The following is a 24,771-nucleotide window of genomic DNA, read 5'->3' on the forward strand; positions in this document are numbered from 1 at the left end:
GATCATGCTGCATCGGTTCGGCGACGAGATTTGGACGGTCGAGGGCGCGACCGTGTTTGTGGCGGGCTTCGCCTACCCAACACGGATGGCCGTGATCCGACTCTCCACGGGCGACCTTTTCGTCTGGTCGCCCACCGCCCTGTCGGATCGGCTTCAAGCCGCAATCGAAATCCTGGGGCCAGTACGGCATATCGTTGCGCCAAATACCCTGCACCACCTTTTCATCGGCGAATGGCAGGCAGCCTATCCGGATGCGTCCCTGTACGGATTGCCGGCGTTGCGGGCCAAACGACCCGATCTACGCTGGGACCAGGACCTTGCGGACGCCCCCGCCGCCGCTTGGTCGGCCGAGATCGACCAGGTGTTGGTGGACAGAAACAGGATCACGGCGGAAGTCGTGTTCTTTCACCGGCGGAGCCGAACGGCGATCTTCACCGACCTTGTCCAGCATTTCGCGCCGGGATGGTTCAAAGGGTGGCGCGGTTTGGTCGCCAGCCTCGACCGCCTGACCGCGGACCGTCCGACTGTCCCCCGCAAGTTCCGGATGATGTTTCGGGACCGCGATCGCGCGCGACGGGCCGTGAGGCGGATCGCGGCATGGCCGACGGAGAGCGTGCTGTTGGCGCACGGCGCGCCGATCACGCACGACGGCCGCGACGCGATCCTGCATGCCTTCGCGTGGCTGCTGCGCGTGTAGCAGGCGGCGCGTCGATCGCGGCTCACGTCACTAGCCGCCGCAGCGTCTCCAGTCGGTCGGCTTCCGCGGCGGGCTTGTCGGTGCGGATGCGGGCGATGCGCGGGAAACGCATCGCGACGCCGGACTTGTGGCGGGTGGAGGCGTGAACCGAATCGAACGCGATCTCCAGCACCAGCGTCTTCTCCACCTCGCGTACCGGGCCGAAGCGTTGCACCGTGTGGCGGCGCACGAACGCGTCGAGCATGCGCAACTCTTCGTCGGTGATCCCCGAATAGGCCTTGCCGACGGGGAGCAGCTCGCCCTCTTCGGTCCAGCAGCCGAACGTATAGTCGCTATAGTAAGAGGAGCGGCGGCCGTTGCCGCGCTGCGCGTACATCATCACGCAATCGGCGGTCAGCGGATCGCGTTTCCATTTGTACCACAGGCCGGCGCGGCGGCCGCCGACATAGGGCGAATCGCGGCGCTTGAGCATCACGCCCTCGATCGCGGCATCGCGCGCGCCGGCGCGGATCGCTTCGAGGTCGGTGAAGCTGTCGGCGGCGATCACCTGGCTGATGTCGAACCGGTCGGGATCGAGCCGCGGCACGAACGCCTCCAGTCGCGCGCGCCGTTCCGTCCAGGGCAGGGCACGCAAATCCTGGGCGCCGTCGAACAGGATATCGTACAGGCGCACGAACGCGGGGTAATCGGCGAGCATCTTCTGGCTGACGACCTTGCGCCCGAGTCGCTGCTGCAGCGCGTTGAAGCTCGCCGCGCCGCCGCCATCCTCGAGCGTGCCGCCCTGCGCCTCGCCCTTGACCAGCAATTCGCCGTCGACCGCGCCGGGGGTGGAGAATGCGGCGGCGACGTCGGGGAAGCTCGCGGTCACGTCGTCGCCGGTGCGGCTGTACAGGCGCGTCTGGCCGGCGGTGTGGACGATCTGGACGCGGATGCCGTCCCATTTCCATTCCGCGGCATAATCGGCGAGGTCGACCTGCGCATCCTCGAGGCCATGCGCGAGCATGAAGGGGCGGAACACCGGCACGTCGGCGGCGGTCGGCTGCGCGCCGCCCGCGGCCCAGGCGAACAGCGGCGCATAAGGCGGCGACAGGCCGTGCCACACCTCCTCCACCGCATCGATGTCGAGGTCGAACGCCTGCGCCAGCGCGGTCTTGGCGAGCCGCGCGGAAACGCCGATGCGCAGTGCCCCCGTCGCCATCTTGAGCAGCGCGAACCGCTCCTCGGCATCGAGCCGGTCGAGCATGCCGGCGAGCGCGGCGGGCGCGTCGGAGCGCGACAGGTGCAGCAGGGTTTCGACCACCGACGCGACGGTGAGCGGGGGACCGGCGGGGGCGGGGACCGGCGCGGGCCACAGCAGCGCGACCGTCTCCGCGGTATCGCCGACATAGTCGCGGCTCATCCGGAACAGCACGGGGTCGACGCGCGCCTCGATCAGCGCGCGCACCACCGCGGGCTTGATCCCTGGAATGTCGAGGTCGCCGGTCAGCGCCGCCATCGCCCAGCCGCGGTCGGGGTCGGGTGTGGCATGCAGATAGTCGACGATCAGCTTCAGCTTCGCGTTGCGCCCGCGCGTATAGATGAGCGAATCGAGAAGCGCGGCGAAGGCGTGCATGACGGTCGAAACGCCTGGTGACGGCGAACCGCTCCCCCTAGCGATGGCGAATATGACGAGAGCGATGCGCAGGATCGGGGCGGTGATGCTTGGGCTGGCGGCGGCGGGCGCCGCCACGGTCGGTTATGGCCTGCACGAAATCGTCGCCGCGCCGGTGGTCAGGACGACGCGGGTCGCGCTGCGCGACTGGCCGGCGGGGGCAGCGCCGATCACGATCGCGTTGGTCAGCGACATCCACATCGGCAACCGCGCGATGGATGCAAGTCGCCTCGATCGAATCGTCGCGGCGGTCAACGCGCGGCGGCCCGACCTCGTGCTTCTCGCGGGGGATTTCGTCATCGGCCACGATGCGGCGAGCGGGGCCGGGGCGGCGGAGCAGCTCGTCGTGCCCTTGTCGCACCTGCGCGCACGGCTCGGCAGCTATGCGGTGCTTGGCAATCACGATCACTGGACGGGGGCGGCGCGAGTCGCGCGCGCGCTGGCCGCCGCGGGTATCCCGACGCTGTCCAACCGCAGCGTGCGGGCGGGGCCGGTGACGCTGGTCGGGGTCGACGATGCGTATAGCGGCCATGACGATGTCGCGCGCGCCTTCGCCGGGGTCGGGCAGGGCGCGACGGTCGTGGTGACGCATTCGCCCGATGTCGTCGCGCGGCTCGCGCCGGGGCAGGCGCCGCTGTTGCTCGCGGGGCATACGCATTGCGGGCAGGTGGTGCTGCCGACCGGTCGTGGGCTGACGGAATACAGCCTGCTGACTGGGCAGCGGCTGTACGATCCGCGATACCGGTGCGGGCGGATCGACGATCCGGGACGGACGGTGATCGTCACCGCCGGCGTCGGCGGCGGCAGCGCGCCGGTGCGACTGAGCGCGCCGCCCGACTGGTGGCTAGTCACCGTCGGCCCGGCGCGCCTCTGATCCGGATCGGCCGGATCGGGCTCGGGCGATCAGCCCTTGCGGCTGGCCTCGAACAGGAACCAGGCGCGCTCTTCGGCCTGGTCGGTCCATTCGTCGACGATGCCGCTGGTGGCATTGTCCTTCGCCGCTTCGGCGGCATCCTTTACGGTGCGGAACGCCTCGACCAGCTTCAGATTGTCCTCGCGCAGTTCGGCGAGCATCGCGTGCGCGTCGACGAAATCCTTGTCGTTGTCGGCGATCGTCTGGCGGCGGCTGATGTCGCCGATCGAGCGCAGCGTCGTGTTACCGATCTTGCGCACGCGTTCGGCGATCGCATCGGTCACGCCCAGGATCTGCGCCGCCTGGTCGTCGAGCAGCAGGTGATAGTCGCGAAAATGCGGGCCCGACACGTGCCAGTGGAAGTTCTTGGTCTTGATATACAGCGCGAAACAGTCGGCGAGCGCGGCGTTGAGCGCATCGGCGACGGAGCGGGTGTTGGTGAGGTCGGTCGGCGTACGCAGCGCCGGGTTGGTATCGGCCATCGGGACATCTCCTGCAATTTCGGTTCGGTGCGGCAACGACCCGACCGCCGAAATGCTCCCGCGAGCCTGCGCGACTTTCCTCGACCAGTCTGATCGGCGCGTCAGATCAGGCGCAACGCGCCGAGTGCGAGCCACACCGCGACGAGGAGGAACAGAATGCCTACCCCGCGGCGCAGGGCGGCCTGCGGCAAGGCGAGCCAGCCCGCCTCGCCCAGCGTTGCCGCGACGACGAGCGGAACGAGTCCGCCGATCGTAGCGCCGATCGTCGCGAACACCGGCTCGCCCGCGCGCGCGGCGAGCGCGAGGACGACGAACTGCACGCCGTCGCCGAACGCGAGGATGAACAGCCCGGCAAGGCTGGTGCCGAACGCACCGAGGCGCCAGCGGTCGAGCCGCTCGGGCGCCTTGGCGACGACGAGCATGCCGCCGCCCTGCAGTGCGAGCGCGAGCGCGACGAACAGTTGCCGCGCCTCCGGCGTCAGCTTCGGCCCGATCAGCGCGCCGCAGATCGCGGCGACCGCGGATGCGCCGGCCAGCGCGACCAGCGCGGCGGCGATGATGACACCGGTGCGGCGATAGCGGTCGGCAAGGATCGCCGCGAGCCGCGCGGGGCGATCGCCGATCTGGCCCAGCGCCGCCGCCAGCAGGGCCGCCATCAGCGCATCCATCGCGTGCGTCAGTGCGCCAGGCGGACCGAACAGGCGGCGGCGAAAGCGTCGCAGGCGGCGACGTCCTGCCGCTCGCACGCCACCGCGTCGCCGAGGATGCCGAGCCAGCTGTGGACCAAGGCGCCATGCTCGCCGCGGGAGAGCGCCGAATCGAGGAAATGCGCGACGGTGACCGCGGGGGCGAGGCCGTTGCGATGCGCGATCAGCCGGATCGCATCGACGTCGCGCGCCAGGTCGCGCGCGGCGACGTGCGGCGCACGGTCGTCGAGCGCGGCGATTCGCGCCGCCAGATCGGCGCGGACCGTCGCAAGGTTGGTGTCGCCGTCGATTCGCTGTGCCATCATCCACCCCCGTCGTCGTTGCTATAGCGCGGAGCGTCGCACGACGGTGGTAACTTCGCGGTTAAGCGCGCGTAGCGGGCGGCGTCGCGGTTGACTTTGCGGGGCACATCCGCCATGCGCCGCGGCTGATCGAGCGGTGGCGTCCGTGCCGCCGCTCTTATGCGTTTTCAGGAATACAGGCCATGGCCAAGCCGACTACCGTCAAGATCAAGCTCGTCAGCTCCGCCGACACCGGCTTCTTCTACGTCACCAAGAAGAACCCGCGCACGAAGACCGAGAAGCTGAGCTTCAACAAGTATGACCCCGTCGTGCGCAAGCATGTCGAGTTCAAGGAAGCCAAGATCAAGTAAGCCCTGATCGTCGATCGGTGCGGGCGCCGTGTCGCCCGTCGCCGATGTATCGGGTCGACCAAAGCCGCCGGCGCCACTCTGGTGCCGGCGGCTTTCGTCGTGGCGATCACCGGTGCCAGGCAGCGCCACTCCATTCGCCGCATGCCTTATTTCGGTGCGGTTGCGGACAGGTTGCGTTCATCTTTTGCGGGCAAAGAGGGCCGCGGCGGCCGGAACGTCCGGCTGCCCTGTATCGCGTCACTACGGGCTGGGGGCGGTGTCTTCTTCGAGGACGCCGCCCTTGGTTTATTCGGGCCCGTTTTGTGCGGCATCGTACGGTTTCAAGTGCGTTAACCCAACAACAAGACTGGTTCGACATTACATCCGCTATGGCGGATAAGCCGCCGACCGGAATACGCGGCCATGGAAGACTTCACCCCCGATGCCGAATATTGCTGCGCGGCCTGGCAGGCGGTGTGTGGGTCGGAGGCGGTCGTGGAATTCGCCCTAGATGGGCGGATCCTCTGGGCGAACGACATGTTCCTCGATCTGCTCGGCTATCGCCTCGATGAGATCGTCGGGCGCCACCACAGCATGTTGTGTAGCGCCGACCTCGTCGAAAGCGCCGATTACGGGCGCTTCTGGGCGGCGCTGCGCGCGGGAGAGTTCGTCAGCGGCGAATTCCGTCGTCAACGGCGCGACGGCGCCGACGTGTGGTTGCATGCCACGTACAGCGTGTTGCTTGACGCCGTCGGACGGCCGTGCCGCGTGCTGAAGATCGCCACCGATGCTACGCGACAGGTCCAGCTCGAGCGTCAGGCGACGCTGCTGCATGCCGAGGGGATGCGCCGCCAGCGCGAGCTGGAAACCCGCGGCGCGCTGCTCGATGCGACGATGGCGGAGCTGGGCACGATCGTCGAATGTATCGCGCAGATCGCCAGACAGACCAACCTGCTCGCGCTCAATGCGGCGATCGAGGCGACGCGGGCGGGCGATGCGGGGCGCGGTTTTGCGATCGTCGCCGCAGAGATCAAGAAGCTGGCCGGCGACACGCGCGCGGCGACGGTACGGGCGACCGACATGGTCACGGAACGGACAGCGGAACGCGCCGTGGTCTGAGCGGAAAATGCCGCCGCCCGGCAGCCGCGTCACAGCAGCGCGTTCACCGCATCGATGAAGCGCGCAAGGCTGATCGGTTTCGAGACATAGGCGGCGGCACCCGCGGCGCGGATACGCTCCTCGTCCTCGCGGCCCGCATAGGCGGTGACCGCCATCACCGGGATAGCGCTGAGATCGGGGTCCGCCTTCAGTTCGAGGATCAGCTCGTAGCCGGTGACGTGCGGCATCTGGATGTCCATGATGATGAGGTCGGGGACGAAATCGCGCGCGCGCGCCACCGCCTCGCGCCCGTCGCGCACCGGCTCGGCGGCGAACTGGTGCACGCGCAGCAGGTCGCAGAACAGCTTCAGATTGAGCTCGTTGTCCTCGACAACGAGAATCCTTTTTGCCACCTCGCACACCGTCCTTTCCGCTGTCATCGTGTAGGCAATGCGCGCGTCCGATACAAACACCCCCGATGCCGGTACGCTGGCGCTCCAGGCCCTGGTCTGGACGCTGGACGACGGCGACCGAGCCGATCGACTGCTGGCGTTGACCGGGCTCGACCCCGACGATCTGCGTGGGCGGGCGGGCGAGCCCGCGGTGCTCGCCGCCTGCCTCACCTTCCTCGAATCGCACGAACCCGATCTTGTCGCCTGCGCCGCGGCGATCGGCGTGCCCCCCGCGGCGCTGGTGCGCGCGCGCGAACAGCTGGAGACGTGATGAAGCCGCTGCTGATCTGCGATTGCGACGAGGTGCTGCTGCACATGGTGCGGCATTTCGGCGTGTGGCTGCGCGAGTCGCACGACATCGCCTTCACGCCCGATGGCGAGGATTTCGCCAATTCGATGCGCCGCGCGGATGGCAGCACCCCGACGCGCGACGAGATGTGGGGGCTGCTCGGCGGCTTCTTCCCCGGCGAGATGCACCGCCAGACGCTGGTGCCGCACGCTGCCGAGGCGCTGGCGCGGCTGGCGGAGACGGCCGAGATCGTCATCCTGACCAACCTGACCGATGCGTGCCGCACCGCGCGGATCGAACAGCTCGCGGCGTTCGGCATCGACCATCGCGTCGAATGCAACCAGGGCGGCAAGGGCGATCCCGTCGCGCGGCTGGTCGCGGAACATGGCGACCCCGTCACCGTCTTCGTCGACGACCTCGCCGTCCACCACGAATCGGTCGCGCGCCACGCGCCGCAGGTCCACCGGCTGCAGCTGATCGCCGAACCCGCGATGGCGCCCACCGTCCCGCCCGCCCGCCACGCGCATGCGCGGATCGACGACTGGCGCGCGGCGGCGGACTGGATCGCCGCCCGCTTCGCGGCGGGCGTGCCCGCCGAGTCGGCCTTGCCCGCGCGCGCCTGATCCCGCTACGGCCGCGCCAAGCTCAGGAAAGGATCATCGATGACCGACCGTATCGCCCGCAAGCTCGAGGAACTCGGCCTGTCGCTGCCGGAGGCCGCCGCCCCCGTCGCCGCCTATGTCCCCGTCGTCGAGGCGGGCGGGATGCTGCACCTGTCGGGGCAGCTGCCGTTCAGGGATGGCCAGCTCATCACCGGCCGCCTGGGCGATGGCGTGTCGCTGGAGGACGGCCAGGCCGCGGCGCAGGCGTGCGGCCTGATGATCGTCGCGCAGCTCAAGAAGTATCTGGGCGGTGACCTGTCGCGCGTGCGGCGGATCGTGAAGCTCGGCGTGTTCGTCAACTCGCACGGCGATTTCACCGACCAGCCCAAGGTCGCGAACGGCGCGTCGGAGCTGATGGTCGCGTTGTTCGGCGACGAGGGCCGTCATGCACGCAGCGCGGTCGGCGTGCCGGTGCTGCCGCTGGGCGCCGCGGTGGAGGTCGACGCGATCGTCCAGGTCGACTGAGGCGGCGCCTGCCCCATGCGTCGTTCCCGCCTTCGCGGGGATGATGCATGGGGCGCGTGCTGGAATGACCGGCGCGCAGGCCTATATCAACGGGCGATGAGCCCGATCCCCACCGTCGCATGACCGATGTCGTCGCGCGCCTCGCGGACGGGGTCCGCTCCATCCCCGCCGACCAATGGGATGCCTGCGCGGGCACGGCCAATCCCTTCGTCAGCCACGCCTTCCTCGCCGCGCTGGAAGACTCGGGCAGCGTCGGCGGTCGATCGGGCTGGCAACCGATCCCGATCCTGGTCGACGGCGCCGACGGCGCGCCGATCGGAATCGCGCCGGCCTATGCGAAGGCGCACAGCCAGGGCGAATATGTCTTCGACCACGCCTGGGCCGACGCATGGGAGCGCGCGGGCGGGGACTATTATCCCAAGCTCCAGATCGCCGCGCCGTTCAGCCCCGTGCCGGGCCCCAGGCTGCTGCTGCGCGATCCCGCCGCCGCGCCTGCGCTGATCGCGGCGCTGGAGGCGGTGACCGACCGGCATGGCCTGTCGTCGGCGCATGCGACCTTCGTCGCGCCCGATCAGCTGCCGCTGTTCGAACAGGCGGGGTGGCTGGTGCGCGAGGGGACGCAGTTCCACTGGGCGAACCGGGGTTATGCCAGCTTCGACGATTTCCTGGGCGCGCTCGCCAGCCGCAAGCGCAAGGCGATCCGCAAGGAGCGCGCGGCCGCGGTCGCGGGGCTGACGATCCGCCACCTGACGGGCGGCGATATCCGGCCCGCGCATTGGGACGCCTTCTGGACCTTCTACCAGGATACCGGCAGCCGCAAATGGGGGCATCCCTATCTGACGCGCGGCTTCTTCGACCTGCTCGGCGAGACGATGGGCGACCGGGTGCTGCTGATCCTCGCTGAGCGCGACGGCCGGCCGATCGCGGGCGCGCTCAACCTGATCGGCGACGACACGCTCTACGGCCGTTATTGGGGGTGCAGCGAGGAGGTGCCGTTCCTCCATTTCGAGCTTTGTTATTATCAGGCGATCGATGCGGCGATCGCGCGCGGCCTCGCGAGCGTCGAGGCGGGGGCGCAGGGCGAACACAAGCTGGCCCGCGGCTACGTGCCGGTGCCGACCTGGTCGGCGCATTACATTCCCGATGCGGGCTTCCGCCGCGCGGTCGCCGATTTCCTGGTCCGCGAACGCGCCGCGGTGGAGAGCGACCAGGCGTATCTCGCCGAACTCGCGCCGTTCAGGCGCGGGGCGGGGGACTAGGCAGCGGGAAGCTCATCGGGCGGCGCGGTGGCAGCAGCTCGGGGTCGATCTTCACCTTGGGTGGGCGGCGGTTGTCGACGCGGTAGAGCACCGAGCGGCCGTCGCGCCAGATCGGCGTCAGCCCGGCGACGAATTCGGGGCCGTAGGGGCCCGGATTGATCAGCCAGACGTAATCGAACGCATCGCGCGGCAGCATCGCCAGCGACAGCCGGAGCGGCCGCCACCATTCGCCGCGGCAGCGCCGGTCGGTGACGATCTCCGACGGATCGTGCGCAAAGCGGCCCGCGGGCGTGTAGCGCACGGTGAGCAGCTGCGCGCCCGCCATCGACCATTGATCGTTGGCATAGGCGTGGCGGCGGACGAGGGCGATACCGGGAATATGTTCGAGCCGCGAATAGGCCCAGTCGTCGTAGCAATGGCGGCCGATCATCGTCACCAGCCGCGCGCCTTCGGGCACATGGTCGAGCGCGGCGAGCGTGCGGTCGTAACTCTTGGCGTAGAGCCAGTAGCTGACCGTCTGCGCCGCCATGCGTATGCCGAAAAAAGCGAGACCGAGCGCCGCCAGCGTCGACGCGCCGCGCAGCGACAGCCCGCGCCGCGGCCGGAGCGCGATCAATGCGATGGCGAGCGCGAAGGGGGCAAGGCGCATGTCGGCATAAGCGGAGCCGAAGACGATGCGCGGCAGCAGCAGATAGACCGCGCACAGGAACAACGCCGACAGGCCGAGATTGCGCGAATATTCGACGCGCGAATCGCGCACGCCCTTCAGCAGGATGACGAACAGAATGGTGACGGAGACGATGTCGAACGCCATCCAGCGGTCGCGCAGCACCATCGTCACCCAGTTGATCTTCGCCTGCCAGTTGAACCAGTCCATCGTCTGGCCGGTGACGTGATCGCCCGATCGCCAGAACACCATCAGCAGGAAGGGCAGCGACAGCGGGAGGCAGCCGAGCCCGGCGCGCACGAACGCACGTGCCCAGTGGCGCGGGCCCCGTTCTTCCTGCGGGCGCGCGGTCATCTGGTCGTGCTGGCGGATCAGCTCCGCGGAAAAGGCGAGCACGCCCAGCACGCCCCAGCCGAAAGTGTGGCAGACCCACAAGGCGCAGGACAGCGGCACGAACAATGCGGCGCGCAAGGTGAGGCGCCCGGTGCGCGCCAGCCGCAGCCACAGCGCGAACAGGTTGAGCGCCAGCGCCATCGACAGCGCGAAGTTCACGAAGCCGAACTGAAACGGATAGCTGTAGGCGAGCGGCAGCGCGAACAGCGCGGTCGCGGGGATGCGGCCATGCACCTCGCGCGCGATCCACAACAGTCCCGATACGGTCAGCGCGGGGATGGCGATGACGATCAGCTTGACCGCCAGTTCCAGCCCGAAGATCGGCGCGAGCGGGATGATGAGAAGGTCGATGCCCAGGTTGCCGATCAGCGACCATCGGAAATCGTACCAGCCGGCCAGCCAAGGATGGCGACCGCCGTCGAGCTGGACGGCGTAGCGACCCATATGGCCGGGCAGATCGACCAAAGGCGGGATCTGCGGCCACAGCAACGGGATGATCGCGACGATCACCATCGCCACGACGAAACTGCGCGTCTGCCACCAGTGCAGCTGTTGGTCCTGCATCATACCGCCTTAGTGCGGCGGCTCACCTCACGACAAGCGCTTCCGCGCTGATGTGGGATGGTTGCATCTCTCCCCTCCCGCGGGCGGGAGGGGAGTGTCTGTCAGGCGTCCCGCCGGCCCAGCAGGCGCAGGCGCAGCGCGTTGAGCTTGATGAAGCCCGCCGCGTCGCGCTGGTCGTACGCGCCCTGATCGTCCTCGAACGTCACGACCTTTTCCGAATAGAGCGAATTGGGCGACTTGCGGCCGACGATATAGACGCCGCCCTTGTACAGCTTGAGCCGCACCGTGCCCGATACCTTCGCCTGGCTGTGGTCGATCGCCGCCTGCAGCATCTCGCGCTCCGGCGAGAACCAGAAGCCGTTGTAGATCAGCTCGGCATAGCGCGGCGCCAGCTCGTCCTTCAGGTGCGCGGCGCCGCGGTCGAGCGTGATCTGCTCGATCCCGCGATGGGCGAGGTGATAGATGGTGCCGCCCGGCGTCTCGTACATGCCGCGGCTCTTCATGCCGACGAAGCGATTCTCGACCAGGTCGAGCCGCCCGATGCCGTGGCGACGACCCAGCTCGTTGAGCTTGGTCAGCAAGGTCGCCGGGCTGGTCGCCTCGCCATTGAGCGCGACGCCGTCGCCGCGTTCGAAATCGATCGTGATGTATTCCGGCGCGTCGGGCGCGTCCTCCGGGTTCACCGTGCGCGAATAGACGTAGTCGGGCACCTCCTGCCACGGATCCTCGAGCACCTTCCCCTCGGAACTGGTGTGGAGCAGGTTCGCGTCGGTCGAGAAGGGCGATTCGCCGCGCTTGTCCTTTGCGACGGGAATCTGGTGCTGTTCGGCGAACTCGATCAGCTTGGTGCGGCTGGTCAGGTCCCATTCGCGCCACGGCGCGATCACCTTGATGTCGGGCGCGAGCGCGTAATAGCCGAGTTCGAAGCGGACCTGGTCGTTGCCCTTGCCGGTCGCACCGTGGCTGACCGCGTCGGCGCCGACCATCTTCGCGATCTCGATCTGGCGCTTGGCGATCAGCGGCCGCGCGATCGACGTGCCGAGCAGGTACAGCCCCTCGTACAGCGCGTTCGAGCGCATCATCGGGAAGACGTAATCGCGCACGAATTCCTCGCGCAGATCGTCGATGAAGATATGCTCCGGCTTGACGCCCGCCATCTGCGCCTTCTGACGCGCGGGCTCCAGCTCCTCGCCCTGGCCAAGGTCGGCGGTGAAGGTCACGACCTCGCAACTGTACGTCTGCTGCAGCCATTTCAGGATCACGCTCGTATCCAGGCCGCCCGAATAGGCGAGAACGACGCGGTTGATCTGATCGGCCACGGCAGCATCCTTTGACGTCTTGGGAAGGGGGAATATCGCCGCGCCCCTAGGGCGAAGGCGCGGCGCGTGCAACGGTTGCGTTCACATCGGGTTTAGGCGCGTGGGGGTAGGGCGGCGCATCGGGTCGCCGCCGACCCCATGTTCTTCGCAGCTTTTCGAAAGTGGCCCATGCGTCCGATCGTCCTTATCCCCCTGCTCCTCGTCGCAACGCCCGCACTGGCGGCGGACAAGACTCCGGCGAAGAGCCCGGCCGCGAAGGGCGCGGCGGCGAAGGTCGATCCGCGCATCCGCGCCGAGTTCGACCGCACCGACACCAACCACGACGGTTTCCTGAGCCGGGAGGAAATCGGCGCGCGCGTCGCGCGGATGGACGTCGGCAAGACCAAGATGCCGCCCGAACAGGCGAAGATGTTCGCCGACCGCTGGTTCACCACGGCGGATGCCAACCACGACGGCAAGGTCTCGCTCTACGAGATGCAGGGTTTGTTCCGCGCGATCGCCTCGCGCTACGACCTCAACCACGACGGCGTCATCAGCCTCGACGAACGTGCCGCGGCGCGCGCCGCGGTGATCGACGGGCCGAAGGGGGCCGCGCCGCAGGGGCGCTGACCCGCGAGTCCCCCCCCGGCGGGCCGGGGCGGAATCAGCTGCGCAGCGCCCGCTCGCCCTCGATCATGTAATCGCGCGTGATCGGCAGTTCGGTGCGGCTGCGCGAGAACTGGATCTGGTAATTGCACATGCCGCCATTCTCGAACGCCATCGCCGCGCCGGCGAGGTAGAAGGTCCACATGCGGTAGAAGCGTTCGTCGTAGAGTGCGACGATCGCATCCCGCGCCGCGACGGTGCGGCGATACCATTCATGCAGCGTGTAGGCGTAGTGCAGTCGCAGTACCTCGACGTCGGTCAGGAACAGGCGCAGCCCCTCGAACGCGGTCATCACCTCCGACAAAGCGGGGTTGTAGCCGCCGGGGAAGATGTATTTCGCCGTCCAGTCGTCGGTGACGCCGGGCTTGCCGAGCCGCCCGATCGTGTGGACCAGCGCGACGCCGTCCGCGGTCAGCAGGTCGCGGCACTTGGTGAAGAAGGTGCGGTATTGCGGCGGGCCGACGTGTTCGAACATGCCGACCGAGACGATGCGGTCGAACTTGCCGCCATGGGTTTCAGGGGCCACCCGGCGATAGTCGATCAGCTCGAAGCGCACCTGGTCGGCGACGCCCGCCGCGGCGGCGCGTTCGCGCGCGATCTTCAGCTGTTCCTCCGACAAGGTGACGCCCAGCACCTCGACCCCGAATTTGCGGTTGAGGTATAGCGCCATGCCGCCCCAGCCGCAGCCGATGTCGAGCACGCGCATCCCCGGCCGGATCGCGAGCTTGGCGGCGATATGCGCCAGCTTGTCCCCCTGCGCCTGTTCCAGCGGGTTGGCGGGATCGGTGTAATAGGCGCAGCTGTATTGCTTGTCCTTGTCGAGGAACAGGTCGTAGAGCCGCGCCGACAGATCGTAATGGTGCGCGACGTTGCGCTTCGACCGGCGTTCCATGTTGACCCGGTCGATCCGGTGCTTGACCGCGGCGGCGGCGCGCGCGGGCGCCGATGCGCCCAGCCGGTCCTGCCCCGCTTCCCACGGATCGTTGCTCGTCATCACCCGGACGAGCGCCATGATGTCGTCGCCATCGACGCTGAGGCTGCCGTCCATGTACGATTCGCCCGCGCCGAGCGAAGGGTTGGCGAGGATGCGGCGGGTGACGCCGCTGTCGTGGAAACGCAGCACGACATGGCCGAGATCGGCGTCGGGAGTGCCGAAGGTGACGGGCGGATGTCCGGGCCGGTGGAGGGTCAGTTCGCCGCGGGTGACGGCGCGGCGGAGGAAGGTGTCGATCAGCGCCATGGTCTGCGTCCGTAACGACCCGGTGGGGCGAAACGCAACCGACATTGGTAAGGGTTACGCCTATTTTATCCTGGTCGTCCGCCTGCGTGAGGCGGCCGACCACCTACTTCGGTCACCCCGGCCGTAGCGCCGAGGTCCCGCTTCATCTCAGGCCGCGAAAGCGGGACCGCGGATCAGGTCCCGGGCGACGATGGAAAAAGGACGACCCGCGTCAGATCCCTGCATACCAGTCGTAATCGACGTTATCCTCCCAATAGCCGCCCTGGCCCTTGCCGATGCCGTCGAGGCTGGCGACCGCATCGATGCCGGTCACGTATTTGGCGTGCTTGTAGCCCAGTTGGCGCTCGACGCGCAGCCTGACCGGCGCGCCGTGCGCGACCTCCAGCCGCCGGCCGTTCATCTTGAGCGCCAGGATCGTCTGCGGGTGGAAAGCGTCGACCGTGTCGATCGATTCGTAATAGGGCTGGCCGTTGTACAGATCGGCGCAGGTGAAGACGACGTATCGCGCGCTGCGCCGCATCCCCGCTGCCTGCAACACATTTCCCAGCATCGGCCCCTGCCACTGGCCGATCGCGCTCCATCCCTCGACGCAGTCGTGGCGCGTGATCTGCGTGCGCGCGGGCATGGCGGCGAGATCGGACAGGCGGAGCGACAACGGCCGGTCGACGAGGCCGCCGACCTTCAGCCGATAGCTGTCGAAGCCGTCGGCGACCATCGCGGCATAAGCGGGGGTGCCGGGATCGCGCGTGCCGTTGGCGCGGAAGATCGGCGACATCTGGTCGGGACGGAATTCGGGGGCGAGCGCGCCGCGGTCCATCAGCGCGCGCTGCAGCCCCTTGTGCATGTCGTCGCCCGCGAACAGGATACGCCGCGCCGCGGGCTGCTGGATCACCTTGTCGCAGCCCGCGAGCAGCAACCCGGCGCCGCCGACGAGCATGTTGCGTCGCTGCAGGATCATTCGGGCACCTTCCACCAGCCGGAGAGCATCGAGCGCAATTCGTTGCCCGCGCCCGCCAGGATGACGAGCACCAGGTGGACCACCGCGAACCCGCCGAGCAGGCTTGCCGCGATGAAGTGGATCGATCGTGCCGACTGGCGATCGCCGGTGACGTCGAGCAGCCACGGCCACGCCGCATCCATCCCCGGCGACAGCGCGAGCCCGGTCAGGATCATCGCGGGCAGCGCCACGAACAGGACGAGGATGTAGCTCCATTTCTGCAAGCTGTTGTACGCGCCCGGATCACGCGCGTCGTGGAAGCGGAAGTTCCAGTGGTCGCGTACGTCGGCGGCAAGATGCGCCGGGCTGACATCGGCGCGGGTCAGGCGCAGGCGGCGGAAATGCCGGTTGGCAATGCTCGCGACCATGAAGGCGGCGAGGCCGAAGGCGAAAACCAACGCGAAGAACAGATGCCAGCGGCGCGAGATGGCGAGGTTGTAGCTCGAGGGGATCGTCAGCCACGCCGGGAACCGCGGCAACGTCGCCCAGGCATGATCGAAGTTCGCACCATAGCGCCCCCAATAGAGCCGCGGATGCGCGTTCGAGATGCCGAGCCCGGAGCCGAGCAGGATGAAGAAGGCGATCGCGTTGGTCCAATGCCACAGCCGCGTGGCGACCGCGTGGCGGCGGATAAGCGTGCCGGGCGGCGGCGGAGCCTGGGGGGCGGATGGCGCGGCATCGGGGGCTGGCGGAACCATGATCCATGTGTAGCATCTAATGCGGCATGACCGAATGGCATTTCTACGAGCCCAGCGCCGGTCACGGCCTGGCGCACGATCCCCTCAATGCGATCGTCGCGCCGCGGCCGATCGGCTGGATCGGCAGCCTTTCCGAAGACGGCGTCGCCAATCTCGCGCCCTACAGCTTCTTCAACCTCGTCAACTACGCGCCGCCGCTGATCGCCTTTTCGTCGATGGGGTGGAAGGACAGCGTCGCCAACATCGCCGCGACGCGGGAATTCACCTGGAACCTCGCGACGCGCGCCCTTGCGGAGGCGATGAACGCCAGCGCCGCGATGGTGCCGGCGGAGGTCGACGAATTCACGCTTGCCGGGCTGGCGACGGCACCCTCGCGCCTGATCGCGCCGCCGCGCGTCGCGGCGAGCCCCGCATCGTTCGAATGCCGGCTGACCCAGCTCATCCGGCTGGAGACGAAGGAGGGGCGCGAACTCGACCAGTGGCTGGTGATCGGCGAGGCGGTGGGCATCCACATCGATACGGCGATGCTGGAGGGCGGCGTCTACCAGACCGCGCGCGCCCGCCCGATCCTGCGCGGCGGCGGACCGGCTGATTATTTCGAGATCGGCGAGGACGCGCTGTTCAGGATGCGGCGCCCGGGTGACGGGCGAGGATAAGAGGGAGTGGCGGCGCCACCGCTCCCTTTCACCCCGTCGTTCAGCAGATCTTGCCGTGCAGGATGTCGCCCGCGGCGATCAGGCCACTGATCACCCAGCCGATCGGCGCGGGCAGCAGCGGCTTGATATAGCCGAGCACGGTCTTCACCAGCGGCCAGTTCTGGCAGAACAATTGCTTGGGATCCGCGCCCAGCGCGGCGGCATCCACCGCCTTTGTATTTTCGCCGCCCATATCGTCGGCCAGCGCCTGCGCGATCCGGAGGCGTTCTTCCTGTGTGAAATCGACCATGACATTCCCCTGTTCACAACCGGCCAAAGCGGTCCGGCGGGGGCATGATCGCACGGCAGGTCGCGCCGCCGGCATGACGACGGCTCCATGGCGGAGCCGGTTCGGTACAATTGCGCCCCCGGTGGAGGCGTCGCCGCTTGCATCCTGCGCAAGCGCGGCGGGCAGCGGAGTCGCGTCAGCCGTAGGCGCGCCAGAAGAAGACCGCGGTCGTCGTCGCGGTGACGAGCAACGTCCAGCCGCGGATCGCCCAGGCGGGCAACCGCGTGCCGACCAGCGCGCCCAGCCAGCCGCCGAGGATCGATCCCACTAGCATCGGCAGGCAGTATCGCCACGCGACCATGCCCGACGCGACGAAGACGATCGTCGCCGCCGTATTGGCGACCGCGAGCATCAGCGTGCGCGGCGCGGCGAGGATCGCGGGATGCGCGCCGGTCAGCACGCCCCACATCGCGGTCAGCATCATGCCGACGCCGCCGCCGAAATAGCCGCCGTAGACGCCGAGCAGCGCCTGCCCCGTCATCACCGCGCGCGGCCCGGCGCGAAAACGGCTCGCCACCCAGTCGGCGGCGCGGCTGCCCAATGCGATGGCGATCGTCGCGGCGAGCAGCAGCCATGGCACGATGACGTCGAACGCGCGCGCCGGCGTCCCCACCAGCAACAGACTGCCGAGGAGGCCGCCCAGGAACGTCACCACCGACAGTGTGCGGATCGGCGCACCGCCGATCGGCGCGAGCCCGGCGCGATAGGTCCAGGCGCTGGCGATCGCGCCCGGCTGTACCGCGACGTTGCTCGTCGCATTCGCCTGTGTCGAGGGCAGGCCGAGCGCGATCAGCGTCGGCATCGTCGCGAACGACCCCCCGCCGGCGAGCGCGTTCATCGCGCCGCCCAGCACGCCCGCGCCGCCCGCCAGCGCGAGCGATGCTAACTCAGCCAAGCGCGGCCATCTTTTCCTCGGCTTCCCGGTCCATCTGCGCGCGGCTCTTCTTCTCGGCGGCGGTCTTCAGCTGGCCGCAAGCGGCGTCGATGTCGCGGCCGCGCGGCGTGCGCACGGGGGCGGAAATCCCCGCCTCGAACACGATGTTCGAGAAAGACCGGATCCGCTCCGGCGTCGAACATTCGTATGGCGCGCCGGGCCACGGATTGAACGGGATAAGGTTGACCTTCGCGGGCAGATCGTACTGGCGCAGCAGGCGGACGAGTTCGCGCGCATCCGCGTCCGAATCGTTCTTGTCCTTCAGCATCACATATTCGAACGTGATGCGCCGCGCGTTGTTGGCGCCGGGATAGTCGGCGCACGCCTGCAACAATTCCTCGATGCCGTATTTCTTGTTGAGCGGCACGATCTCGTCGCGCACGTCCTTGGTGACGGCATGGAGTGAGACGGCGAGGTTGACGCCGATCTCCGCGCCGGCGCGCGCCATCATCGGCACGACGCCGCTGGTCGACAGCGTGATGCGCCGCTTCGACAGCGCGAGGCCGTCGCCGTCCATCACCAGCTTCAGCGCGTCGCGCACCGCATCGAAATTGTAGAGCGGCTCGCCCATGCCCATCATCACGATGTTGGTGAGCAGGCGGCCTTCCGGCTGACTCGGCCATTCGCCGAGCGCATCGCGGGCGAGCATAACTTGGCCCACGATCTCGCCCGGCGTCAGGTTGCGGACGAGGCGCATCGTGCCCGTGTGGCAGAAGCGGCAGTTGAGCGTGCAGCCGACCTGGCTCGACACGCACAAGGTCCCCCGGTCCGCGTCCGGGATGAACACCATCTCGTAATCCTGCCCGTCGGGCGAGCGCAGCAGCCATTTGCGCGTGCCGTCGTTCGACACCTGCGCCTCGACCACATCGGGGCGGCCGATGACGAACCGCTCGGTCAGCCACGGGTGCTGCGCCTTGGCGATGTCGGTCATCTGCGCGAAGTCGGTCGCGCCGCGATTGTACAGCCAATGCCAGATCTGCTTGGCGCGCAGCTTCGCCTGCCGCGCGTCCATCCCCGCCTCGGCCAGCGTCTCGCGCAGCTGCTCCTTCGACAGGCCGATCAGGTCGACGCGTCCGTCCTCACGCAGCGTCGGTGCGCGCGGGACGGGCACAGGATCGATATGGCCCGGAATGGGCATGGGCGGGGACGACACTGTCAGCATGTCCGCCACATAGGCGAAAACGGCCGGGATTTCCACTCCCGGCCGTTCGGCTCAAGCGAGCGGCAGGTACAGTTCCATCACCGCCTCGCTCTCCGGCACGTCGGGGACGAAGGTAAGACGCCGGCCAAACAGCGGCGCATCGCGCAACGCCTCGCCGCTGGCGGGCAGCCAGTCGCGGTAGAGGAAGGTCGCACCCGCCTCGAGCGCGGCATCGCCGCCCGTGACGCGCAGCATCGCGGCGCGGCCGGCGGGGATCGCATCGCGTATGAAACCGGCGGCCTCCGCCTCCGAATCGGGGACGCGATCGGTCGCGACCGCAAGGTCCAAGCGATGGTCGGCGGGCGCGACCGTTTTCGGATCGGTGTGGAACAGATTGTACGTGTCGTGGCGCGCGGGCGGCAGGCGATGCGCCTTGCGAAAGGCGATAAAGCGCCGGATCGCCTCGCCGAGCAGGGCGGGATCGCCGCGATGTTCGAGGACGACGACGGGCACGGCGGGGCAATCGACGATGGCGACGTCGGCAGCGGTGTAGGTGGTCATCATTCGGCTCCTGGCTTGGGACAGCGGCGCAAGCGCCGCCTGCCACGCCGCCCAGTCCGGTGCAGTGCGAAATGCCGCCGGCGCCTGGCCCATCTGCGCGCGAAAGGCGCGGGCGAAGGCATCGGGCGCGTCATAGCCCGCATCGAGCGCGACCGTGGTGACGGCTGTGCCCGCGCGGAACGCAAGCCGGTGCGATGCCCGCGCGATCCGCGACAGGCGGACGTAGCGGTGAAGCGGCATGCCGACGAACGCGGCGAACTGGCGGTGAAAATGATGCGACGAAAAGGCGGCAAGCGCGCTCAGCCGCGCCAGCGACAGGTCGGCGTCGGGATGCCGATCGATATGATCGAGCACCCGCAGCATCCGGTCGCGATAGCGGCGTGCCGCCTCCTCCTGCATCATGTCCCCCGTGTCGTGGCGTGACCGGCGATAGGCGGCCAGATGTGCTCCTGCTCGACCGATCTTGCCTTTGTCGCGCCCGCTAACGCCCGACGCAGCCGAGCCCGGCGGCGTCGATCGCGGTCGCGGCGCCTGCCAGCAGGTAGACGTCGGCGAAGGGCGCGCCGCCGGGGGCGAGCGCCTCGATGCTCATGCTGCGGCCGCTGCGCAGCGCGGCGACGATCGCGCGGTCGCTCGGCGCGTCGGCGGCCCAGGCGTCGCGCGTGTTGGCGACGAGCGCGAAGCGCCGCTCGCCGACGCTGAGCGTGACGGGCGCGGACCGGTCGCGCGCGCGCGACAGGCGGACGTGGAGCGAGGCGCGCAACGGACGGCCTGGCCAGGTCGCGACGCTCGCCCAGCCGTCGCCGCGTCCACCCGCGCGCGCCGGCCGTGCGATCGCGTAGCAGCGCGCGGGCGCGGCGTCGCGGAACGCGCCCCAGCCCTTGTACACGCCGATCGTCTCGCGCGCCGCCGCGGGCGCGGCGAGCAGCAGCAGGACCGGGAGCAGGTGCCGGAGCGTGCGGATGCTCACGCGGGTGCGTGACCCGTGCCGCGGTGGACCAACGTCTCGCGCCCGCCCTCGACCAGCACCAGCGAGCCCTGCGGCAGGCCGGGCGCGATCGGCGGCCCGAAATCCGGATGCGCGGGTGCGTCCGTCATCACCCCGCGCAGCACGCGACTGGTGATGCCATGGCTGATGACCAGCCGGTCGCCGCGGTCGTCGTGCGTGTCCGCCAGCCAGCCGCCGACGCGCGCGGCGATTGCGCGATAGTCCTCGCCGTCGGCGGCGGGGCGCAGCAGGCCGTCGGGGGTGACGACGGGCCCGACCTCGCCGGTCACGTCGGCGTAATAACGCCCGCCCCAGCTGCCCATGCCGATCTCGGTCAGACGCGGATCGGTGCGCGTCGCGTGCCAGTCGAGCTCGAGATGCTCCGCGATCACCGCCAGCGTCTGCAGCGCACGGCCGGTCGGCGATGCCCACAGGGTGAGGGCCGGTCGCGCGCCCAGCAGGTCGCGCAACGCAAGGCCGATCTCGTCTGCCTGCGCGAAACCCGCACGGGTCAGCGGCGTGTGCGGCGTATCGCCCTGCAGCCGGCGTGCGGCGTTGAATACCGTTTCGCCGTGGCGGGCGATGAAGTCGCGGCCGCGGCGAGTGGTGGTGTCTGGCGTCATGGTTCCTGTGTGCCCGCCTGTGGCCGAAAGGCAACGGCTTTGCGCGTTTAGCTGCGGTTCATGCAACGACAGCGTCACTGGCCCATTGGAGCCGTCCGCCGCGGCTTCTGCCGTGGCCTGTCAGTAAAGGAGTAAAGTCATGCGTACCCTCATCATCGCCGCCGTGGCTGCCGGTACGACGCTGTGCGCGATACCCGCCGCCGCCCAGACCACCGGCGCGCCGTTCACCGGCCTGCGCATCGAAGGCGTCGCGGGTTATGACGCGCTGAAGGACGGCCACGACACCAGCGACGGCGTCGTCTATGGCGGCGGCGTCGGCTACGACGTGCGGCTCAACAATCTGGTTGTTGGCGCAGAGGGCGAGCTGACCGGGTCGACCACCGACACGCGTACCAGCAACCTCGTCAACCAGGGCGACCGTTTCCGCGTCGGCATGGGCCGCGACGTCTACCTCGGCGCGCGCGTCGGCGTACCGCTCAACCCGACGACGCTGGCTTATGCCAAGGGGGGCTACACCAACGCGCGCATCGACACGCGCTATACCAGCGGCACCACGGAGGTACGCGACCACACCGACCTCGATGGCTTCCGCCTCGGCGCTGGGCTGGAGCATCAGATGGGGTCGAACACCTATATCAAGGGTGAATACCGCTATTCGAACTACGGCCGCGCCAACGGCTCGGTCGGCAGTTACGACATCGACGCCGATCGCCACCAGATCGTCGCGGGCGTCGGCATGCGTTTCTAAGTGAGGGCGGTGCCGGCCCGCTCCCCTCCCGGCCACCCACATCGTATCCTGATGGGTGGCCGGGAGGGGAGCGGGCCGGCACCGCAAGATGAAGGCGCCGATCCGCGCCGCTTCGGCGGGCAGGGCGCTAACGCGCTGTTAACCGGAATCGCCCGAGGGGTCGGAGTGCTTGCTCCGACCCCTTTTTCGTGGGTAGAGCTATCGACGAACACGCCCCGGTTGCGGGGGACGGGGGTTTACTATCATGAAGGCGACGATCGAACGCGCGACGCTCCTCAAGGGGCTGAGCCATGTCCAGTCGGTGGTGGAGCGCCGCAACACCATCCCCATCCTGTCGAACGTGCTGCTGGAGGCGACGGCGGAAGGCGCGCTCCGGCTGATGGCGACCGACCTCGATCTGCAGATCAACGAATCGGTGCAGGCCGCGGTCGATCAGCCGGGCGCGACGACGGTGTCGGCGCACACCTTGTTCGACATCGCGCGCAAGCTGCCCGAGGGCGCGCAGGTGCAATTGACCGCCGCGGAAGGCCGGATGACGATCGTTGCGGGCCGCGCGCGGTTCAGCCTTGGCACGTTGCCGCGCGACGACTTCCCGGTGATCGCGGAAGGCGAATTGCCGACGCAGTTCGAAATCCCGTCCGAAACGCTGAAGCAGATCATCGACAAGACGCGCTTCGCCATCTCGACCGAAGAAACGCGCTACTATCTGAACGGCATCTTCCTCCACGTCGCCGACGACGGTAGCGAGCCGGTGCTGAAGGCGGCGGCGACCGATGGCCACCGCCTCGCGCGCGTCACGTTGCCGCGGCCCGAGGGCGCGGCGGGCATGCCCGACGTGATCGTGCCGCGCAAATGCGTCGCCGAACTGCGCAAGCTGCTGGACGAGGTCGACGGCTCGGTCGGCGTGTCGCTGTCGGGCACCAAGATCCGCTTCGACCTCGGCAATGCGATCCTGACGTCGAAGCTGATCGACGGCACCTTCCCCGATTACAGCCGCGTCATCCCGACCGCGAACGACAAAATCCTGAAGCTCGATCCCAAGAGCTTCATGGAAGGCGTCGATCGCGTCTCGACGATCGCGACCGAAAAGACGCGCGCGGTGAAGATGGCGCTCGACCGCGACCGGATCACGCTGTCGGTGACCAGCCCGGAGAACGGCACCGCGGCGGAGGAAGTCCCCGGCGACTATACCGCGCTGCCGTTCGAGATCGGCTTCAACAGTCGCTATCTGCTCGACATCCTCGGCCAGATCGACAGCGACACGGTGGAGGTGCACCTGGCCGACGCCGCGGCGCCGACGCTGATCCGCGAGAACGACAAGGCGCCCGCGCTCTATGTCCTGATGCCGATGCGCGTCTGACGCTGTCCGCCCGGCGGTGTCTGCGGAGGCCGAGCGGCGCCCGGGCGGACCCGCCGGGCATGACGCTGTGGTCTACGGCGCTGACCGGCTGCGACCCTAAGGGGTCCCTGGCGATTCGCCCGCATGGGCTCGCCCTTCACCAACCTCTCGCATCCTGGGCGCGGCGTCGCCGCGCTCCCGCATGTGCGTGCCCAGACCACGATATAAAGATATAAGGATATCTTTATATCGTGGTTGACAGCGGCGGTGCGCTGGTGTTCACTTGGCGGGTCGAGGTTCCCCATCCCAGGCATGGCGATGGGGCTAAGACGGGAAGCCGGTGGTGTCCTTCGAGGACAGAGTCCGGCGCTGCCCCCGCAACTGTAAGCGGTGAGCGGCGGCTCCATTTCGTGTCACTGGGCTTTGCAACGAGCCCGGGAAGGCCGGAGCCACCGCAGCGACCCGCGAGCCAGGAGACCTGCCTTTCGACGCCATAACGTTCCTCGGACGGGGGTTCCTCCGGTGGATCGCGCGTGACGCGAAAGCCCGGGGTGCGCGCCGCCATCCGGGGCGATCCCCGCCATGCGTGCTCCTGCCCGATCCCCGCCCGCAACAGCAGGTGAGTCATGACGGATAGCGGGTTCACGTTCACGATCGGCACCATTCCCTTCGACGAGGATTATCGCCCGGCCGACGCGACGCGCGTCACCACGAACTTCGCCAATCTGGCGCGTGGGGAGCGCCGGCGGGACAATCTGCGCAACACGCTGGTGATGATCGATCGCCGGTTCAACGCGCTGATGCATTGGGACAATCCGGCCGGCGATCGTTATGCGGTGGCGCTGACCATCGTATCCGCGGCGTTGCGGATCGGGACGGACGCGGCCGATCCGGCTTTTCCGCTGATCGAGATGCTGCACACCAGCGTCACGGACCGCACCACCGGCACGGTGCACGACGGCATGGTCGGCAACAATTTCTCCTCCTACGTCCGCGATTACGATTTCAGCATCGTCCTGCCCGATCACCAGAAAGCGGGCGGGGCGCCGGCGCGGTTCGGCGAGCTGCACGGCAATCTGTTCAGGCATTTCCTGAACTCAGACGCCTACCGCACGCGCTTCCACAAGGCGCCGGTCATCTGCCTTAGCGTGTCGAGCAAGGAGATGTATCACCGCACCGCGAACGTGCATCCGATCCTGGGCGTGGAATATCGGGCGCAGACGCGTTCGACGACCGACGACTATTTCGCGAAGATGGGGATGACGGCGCGCTATTTCATGCCGCCGCACGGCGCGGCGCCGCTCGCTTTCTACCACATCGGCGACCTTGTCGGGGATTACGGCACCCTCGAACTCGCCAGCACGATCGCGGTGATGGAGACGTTCCAGAAAATCTACCGCCCCGAAATCTACAACGCCAATTCGGTCGCGGCGGAACGCTATCGACCCAGCCTGACCGACCAGGATTATTCGCTGACCCGCATTGTCTACGATCGCGAGGAGCGCAGCCGGCTCGCGGTCGAGCAGGGCCGCTATGCGCGCGACCATCTGATCGTGCCGCACGGCGCGGCGCTGGCGCGCTGGTCCGCGACCCCCAGCCGCTGACAGCTGGCCGCTGACCGCTT

29 protein-coding genes and 1 riboswitch are annotated in these 24,771 nt (G+C 68.5%); of the genes, 13 read left to right on the forward strand and 16 right to left on the reverse strand.

The genetic code is table 11. From position 1 onward, the window contains the following. The first annotated feature begins 4 nt into the window (after positions 1-4). Positions 5-697 (forward strand): DUF4336 domain-containing protein, encoded by a 693-nt coding sequence (locus tag DM480_RS07580; protein ID WP_115378295.1) that lies wholly within the window; start codon positions 5-7, stop codon positions 695-697. Positions 698-719: 22 nt separating this feature from the next. Here DM480_RS07580 and DM480_RS07585 read toward each other — a convergent pair whose 3' ends face one another. Continuing rightward, on the reverse strand, positions 720-2,309 hold the full coding sequence (locus DM480_RS07585; protein ID WP_115378296.1) for a cisplatin damage response ATP-dependent DNA ligase: 1,590 nt from the start codon (positions 2,307-2,309) through the stop codon (positions 720-722). A gap of 64 nt (positions 2,310-2,373) precedes the next feature. On the opposite strand from DM480_RS07585, the gene DM480_RS07590 reads away from it, so the two are divergent. After that, entirely contained in the window at positions 2,374-3,222 is an 849-nt protein-coding gene (locus DM480_RS07590) for a metallophosphoesterase (RefSeq protein WP_157968780.1), read from the forward strand. A 29-nt stretch (positions 3,223-3,251) separates the two neighbouring features. Here DM480_RS07590 and DM480_RS07595 read toward each other — a convergent pair whose 3' ends face one another. The 3 genes from DM480_RS07595 to DM480_RS07605 all read right to left on the reverse strand — a co-directional run bounded on the left by DM480_RS07595 (position 3,252) and on the right by DM480_RS07605 (position 4,752). After that, positions 3,252-3,743, reverse strand: coding sequence for a Dps family protein (locus tag DM480_RS07595; protein ID WP_115378297.1), 492 nt, complete (start codon positions 3,741-3,743; stop codon positions 3,252-3,254). Positions 3,744-3,844: 101 nt separating this feature from the next. Then, positions 3,845-4,399: a TMEM165/GDT1 family protein gene (locus tag DM480_RS07600; RefSeq protein WP_232834162.1), complete on the reverse strand. Its 555-nt coding sequence runs from the start codon at positions 4,397-4,399 to the stop codon at positions 3,845-3,847. 20 nt (positions 4,400-4,419) lie between these two features. Then, on the reverse strand, positions 4,420-4,752 hold the full coding sequence (locus DM480_RS07605; RefSeq protein ID WP_232834163.1) for a hypothetical protein: 333 nt from the start codon (positions 4,750-4,752) through the stop codon (positions 4,420-4,422). A 182-nt stretch (positions 4,753-4,934) separates the two neighbouring features. On the opposite strand from DM480_RS07605, the gene rpmG reads away from it, so the two are divergent. Together rpmG and DM480_RS18715 are read left to right on the forward strand one after the other, a co-directional pair. Beyond that, positions 4,935-5,102 (forward strand): 50S ribosomal protein L33, encoded by a 168-nt coding sequence (gene rpmG, locus DM480_RS07610; RefSeq protein WP_007407030.1) that lies wholly within the window; start codon positions 4,935-4,937, stop codon positions 5,100-5,102. Between the two features lie 402 nt (positions 5,103-5,504). Then, positions 5,505-6,200 carry a methyl-accepting chemotaxis protein gene (locus tag DM480_RS18715; RefSeq protein WP_115378300.1) on the forward strand — a complete coding sequence of 232 codons (696 nt, stop codon included), beginning with the start codon at positions 5,505-5,507 and terminating at the stop codon, positions 6,198-6,200. Positions 6,201-6,229: 29 nt separating this feature from the next. On the opposite strand, the gene DM480_RS07620 is transcribed toward DM480_RS18715, so the two are convergent. Further along, entirely contained in the window at positions 6,230-6,592 is a 363-nt protein-coding gene (locus DM480_RS07620) for a response regulator (protein WP_115378301.1), read from the reverse strand. Positions 6,593-6,629: 37 nt separating this feature from the next. Between DM480_RS07620 and DM480_RS07625 the strand changes: the two genes are divergently transcribed. The 4 genes from DM480_RS07625 (at position 6,630) to DM480_RS07640 (ending at position 9,306) form a co-directional block, all read left to right on the forward strand. After that, a complete protein-coding gene (locus DM480_RS07625; protein WP_115378302.1) occupies positions 6,630-6,902 on the forward strand; it encodes a DUF3572 domain-containing protein in 273 nt (90 codons plus the stop codon). Further along, positions 6,902-7,543, forward strand: a complete 642-nt coding sequence (locus DM480_RS07630; protein ID WP_115378303.1) for an HAD family hydrolase — start codon at positions 6,902-6,904, stop codon at positions 7,541-7,543. The genes DM480_RS07625 and DM480_RS07630 overlap by 1 nt, the downstream gene beginning before the upstream one ends. Before the next feature lie 39 nt (positions 7,544-7,582). Further along, entirely contained in the window at positions 7,583-8,047 is a 465-nt protein-coding gene (locus DM480_RS07635) for a RidA family protein (RefSeq protein ID WP_115378304.1), read from the forward strand. A gap of 119 nt (positions 8,048-8,166) precedes the next feature. Beyond that, the gene (locus DM480_RS07640) at positions 8,167-9,306 is read left to right on the forward strand and encodes a GNAT family N-acetyltransferase (RefSeq protein WP_115378305.1); all 1,140 of its coding nucleotides are present in this window, start codon (positions 8,167-8,169) and stop codon (positions 9,304-9,306) included. Here DM480_RS07640 and DM480_RS07645 read toward each other — a convergent pair. Further along, the gene (locus DM480_RS07645; protein WP_198665919.1) at positions 9,284-10,933 is read right to left on the reverse strand and encodes a hypothetical protein; all 1,650 of its coding nucleotides are present in this window, start codon (positions 10,931-10,933) and stop codon (positions 9,284-9,286) included. The genes DM480_RS07640 and DM480_RS07645 overlap by 23 nt on opposite strands. A gap of 98 nt (positions 10,934-11,031) precedes the next feature. Next, positions 11,032-12,249 carry an argininosuccinate synthase gene (locus DM480_RS07650; RefSeq protein ID WP_115378306.1) on the reverse strand — a complete coding sequence of 406 codons (1,218 nt, stop codon included), beginning with the start codon at positions 12,247-12,249 and terminating at the stop codon, positions 11,032-11,034. A 168-nt stretch (positions 12,250-12,417) separates the two neighbouring features. Between DM480_RS07650 and DM480_RS07655 the strand changes: the two genes are divergently transcribed. Next, the gene (locus DM480_RS07655; protein ID WP_115378307.1) at positions 12,418-12,858 is read left to right on the forward strand and encodes an EF-hand domain-containing protein; all 441 of its coding nucleotides are present in this window, start codon (positions 12,418-12,420) and stop codon (positions 12,856-12,858) included. A gap of 34 nt (positions 12,859-12,892) precedes the next feature. On the opposite strand, the gene DM480_RS07660 is transcribed toward DM480_RS07655, so the two are convergent. From DM480_RS07660 to DM480_RS07670, 3 genes are all read right to left on the reverse strand, one after another. After that, the gene (locus DM480_RS07660; protein WP_115378308.1) at positions 12,893-14,134 is read right to left on the reverse strand and encodes an SAM-dependent methyltransferase; all 1,242 of its coding nucleotides are present in this window, start codon (positions 14,132-14,134) and stop codon (positions 12,893-12,895) included. A gap of 211 nt (positions 14,135-14,345) precedes the next feature. Beyond that, entirely contained in the window at positions 14,346-15,092 is a 747-nt protein-coding gene (locus DM480_RS07665) for a molybdopterin-dependent oxidoreductase (RefSeq protein ID WP_115378309.1), read from the reverse strand. Next, a complete protein-coding gene (locus DM480_RS07670) occupies positions 15,089-15,829 on the reverse strand; it encodes a cytochrome b/b6 domain-containing protein (protein WP_115378310.1) in 741 nt (246 codons plus the stop codon). The genes DM480_RS07665 and DM480_RS07670 overlap by 4 nt, the downstream gene beginning before the upstream one ends. 26 nt (positions 15,830-15,855) lie before the next feature. Between DM480_RS07670 and DM480_RS07675 the strand changes: the two genes are divergently transcribed. After that, the gene (locus DM480_RS07675; RefSeq protein ID WP_115378311.1) at positions 15,856-16,485 is read left to right on the forward strand and encodes a flavin reductase family protein; all 630 of its coding nucleotides are present in this window, start codon (positions 15,856-15,858) and stop codon (positions 16,483-16,485) included. A gap of 40 nt (positions 16,486-16,525) precedes the next feature. On the opposite strand, the gene DM480_RS07680 is transcribed toward DM480_RS07675, so the two are convergent. The 6 genes from DM480_RS07680 to DM480_RS07705 all read right to left on the reverse strand — a co-directional run bounded on the left by DM480_RS07680 (position 16,526) and on the right by DM480_RS07705 (position 21,060). Further along, the gene (locus tag DM480_RS07680) at positions 16,526-16,774 is read right to left on the reverse strand and encodes a hypothetical protein (protein ID WP_115378312.1); all 249 of its coding nucleotides are present in this window, start codon (positions 16,772-16,774) and stop codon (positions 16,526-16,528) included. 175 nt (positions 16,775-16,949) lie between these two features. Continuing rightward, positions 16,950-17,708, reverse strand: a complete 759-nt coding sequence (locus DM480_RS07685) for a sulfite exporter TauE/SafE family protein (RefSeq protein ID WP_310596132.1) — start codon at positions 17,706-17,708, stop codon at positions 16,950-16,952. Beyond that, positions 17,701-18,909 (reverse strand): 23S rRNA (adenine(2503)-C(2))-methyltransferase RlmN, encoded by a 1,209-nt coding sequence (rlmN, locus tag DM480_RS07690; protein ID WP_115380985.1) that lies wholly within the window; start codon positions 18,907-18,909, stop codon positions 17,701-17,703. The genes DM480_RS07685 and rlmN overlap by 8 nt, the downstream gene beginning before the upstream one ends. A 51-nt stretch (positions 18,910-18,960) precedes the next feature. Further along, complete coding sequence (locus DM480_RS07695; RefSeq protein ID WP_232834164.1) at positions 18,961-19,851, reverse strand: AraC family transcriptional regulator; 891 nt, start codon at positions 19,849-19,851, stop codon at positions 18,961-18,963. Positions 19,852-19,930: 79 nt separating this feature from the next. Beyond that, complete coding sequence (locus DM480_RS07700) at positions 19,931-20,413, reverse strand: hypothetical protein (protein ID WP_115380989.1); 483 nt, start codon at positions 20,411-20,413, stop codon at positions 19,931-19,933. A 2-nt stretch (positions 20,414-20,415) separates the two neighbouring features. Continuing rightward, on the reverse strand, positions 20,416-21,060 hold the full coding sequence (locus DM480_RS07705; protein ID WP_115378313.1) for a histidine phosphatase family protein: 645 nt from the start codon (positions 21,058-21,060) through the stop codon (positions 20,416-20,418). A 139-nt stretch (positions 21,061-21,199) separates the two neighbouring features. Between DM480_RS07705 and DM480_RS07710 the strand changes: the two genes are divergently transcribed. The 3 genes from DM480_RS07710 (at position 21,200) to DM480_RS07720 (ending at position 24,751) form a co-directional block, all read left to right on the forward strand. Continuing rightward, complete coding sequence (locus DM480_RS07710) at positions 21,200-21,808, forward strand: outer membrane protein (protein WP_115378314.1); 609 nt, start codon at positions 21,200-21,202, stop codon at positions 21,806-21,808. Positions 21,809-22,052: 244 nt separating this feature from the next. Continuing rightward, positions 22,053-23,168 carry a DNA polymerase III subunit beta gene (gene dnaN, locus DM480_RS07715; protein WP_115378315.1) on the forward strand — a complete coding sequence of 372 codons (1,116 nt, stop codon included), beginning with the start codon at positions 22,053-22,055 and terminating at the stop codon, positions 23,166-23,168. A gap of 256 nt (positions 23,169-23,424) precedes the next feature. Then, a riboswitch (cobalamin riboswitch) is annotated at positions 23,425-23,647 on the forward strand. A gap of 126 nt (positions 23,648-23,773) precedes the next feature. Continuing rightward, the gene (locus DM480_RS07720; RefSeq protein ID WP_115378316.1) at positions 23,774-24,751 is read left to right on the forward strand and encodes a putative oxygenase MesX; all 978 of its coding nucleotides are present in this window, start codon (positions 23,774-23,776) and stop codon (positions 24,749-24,751) included. The last annotated feature ends 20 nt before the right edge of the window (positions 24,752-24,771 follow it).

Origin of the sequence: Sphingomonas sp. FARSPH (assembly GCF_003355005.1) — a bacterium.
Taxonomy (GTDB): domain Bacteria; phylum Pseudomonadota; class Alphaproteobacteria; order Sphingomonadales; family Sphingomonadaceae; genus Sphingomonas.

Excerpts from the sequence above, each read along its gene's own strand:
- DM480_RS07580 (WP_115378295.1), top strand. The coding sequence starts at position 5 with ATGCTGCATCGGTTCGGCGACGAGATTTGGACGGTCGAGGGCGCGACC.
- DM480_RS07585 (WP_115378296.1), bottom strand. The coding sequence starts at position 2,309 with ATGCACGCCTTCGCCGCGCTTCTCGATTCGCTCATCTATACGCGCGGG.
- DM480_RS07590 (WP_157968780.1), top strand. The coding sequence starts at position 2,374 with ATGCGCAGGATCGGGGCGGTGATGCTTGGGCTGGCGGCGGCGGGCGCC.
- DM480_RS07595 (WP_115378297.1), bottom strand. The coding sequence starts at position 3,743 with ATGGCCGATACCAACCCGGCGCTGCGTACGCCGACCGACCTCACCAAC.
- DM480_RS07600 (WP_232834162.1), bottom strand. The coding sequence starts at position 4,399 with ATGGCGGCCCTGCTGGCGGCGGCGCTGGGCCAGATCGGCGATCGCCCC.
- DM480_RS07605 (WP_232834163.1), bottom strand. The coding sequence starts at position 4,752 with ATGGCACAGCGAATCGACGGCGACACCAACCTTGCGACGGTCCGCGCC.
- rpmG (WP_007407030.1), top strand. The coding sequence starts at position 4,935 with ATGGCCAAGCCGACTACCGTCAAGATCAAGCTCGTCAGCTCCGCCGAC.
- DM480_RS18715 (WP_115378300.1), top strand. The coding sequence starts at position 5,505 with ATGGAAGACTTCACCCCCGATGCCGAATATTGCTGCGCGGCCTGGCAG.
- DM480_RS07625 (WP_115378302.1), top strand. The coding sequence starts at position 6,630 with ATGCGCGCGTCCGATACAAACACCCCCGATGCCGGTACGCTGGCGCTC.
- DM480_RS07630 (WP_115378303.1), top strand. The coding sequence starts at position 6,902 with ATGAAGCCGCTGCTGATCTGCGATTGCGACGAGGTGCTGCTGCACATG.
- DM480_RS07635 (WP_115378304.1), top strand. The coding sequence starts at position 7,583 with ATGACCGACCGTATCGCCCGCAAGCTCGAGGAACTCGGCCTGTCGCTG.
- DM480_RS07640 (WP_115378305.1), top strand. The coding sequence starts at position 8,167 with ATGACCGATGTCGTCGCGCGCCTCGCGGACGGGGTCCGCTCCATCCCC.
- DM480_RS07645 (WP_198665919.1), bottom strand. The coding sequence starts at position 10,933 with ATGATGCAGGACCAACAGCTGCACTGGTGGCAGACGCGCAGTTTCGTC.
- DM480_RS07655 (WP_115378307.1), top strand. The coding sequence starts at position 12,418 with ATGCGTCCGATCGTCCTTATCCCCCTGCTCCTCGTCGCAACGCCCGCA.
- DM480_RS07660 (WP_115378308.1), bottom strand. The coding sequence starts at position 14,134 with ATGGCGCTGATCGACACCTTCCTCCGCCGCGCCGTCACCCGCGGCGAA.
- DM480_RS07665 (WP_115378309.1), bottom strand. The coding sequence starts at position 15,092 with ATGATCCTGCAGCGACGCAACATGCTCGTCGGCGGCGCCGGGTTGCTG.
- DM480_RS07670 (WP_115378310.1), bottom strand. The coding sequence starts at position 15,829 with ATGGTTCCGCCAGCCCCCGATGCCGCGCCATCCGCCCCCCAGGCTCCG.
- DM480_RS07675 (WP_115378311.1), top strand. The coding sequence starts at position 15,856 with ATGACCGAATGGCATTTCTACGAGCCCAGCGCCGGTCACGGCCTGGCG.
- DM480_RS07680 (WP_115378312.1), bottom strand. The coding sequence starts at position 16,774 with ATGGTCGATTTCACACAGGAAGAACGCCTCCGGATCGCGCAGGCGCTG.
- rlmN (WP_115380985.1), bottom strand. The coding sequence starts at position 18,909 with ATGCTGACAGTGTCGTCCCCGCCCATGCCCATTCCGGGCCATATCGAT.
- DM480_RS07695 (WP_232834164.1), bottom strand. The coding sequence starts at position 19,851 with ATGATGCAGGAGGAGGCGGCACGCCGCTATCGCGACCGGATGCTGCGG.
- DM480_RS07705 (WP_115378313.1), bottom strand. The coding sequence starts at position 21,060 with ATGACGCCAGACACCACCACTCGCCGCGGCCGCGACTTCATCGCCCGC.
- DM480_RS07710 (WP_115378314.1), top strand. The coding sequence starts at position 21,200 with ATGCGTACCCTCATCATCGCCGCCGTGGCTGCCGGTACGACGCTGTGC.
- dnaN (WP_115378315.1), top strand. The coding sequence starts at position 22,053 with ATGAAGGCGACGATCGAACGCGCGACGCTCCTCAAGGGGCTGAGCCAT.
- DM480_RS07720 (WP_115378316.1), top strand. The coding sequence starts at position 23,774 with ATGACGGATAGCGGGTTCACGTTCACGATCGGCACCATTCCCTTCGAC.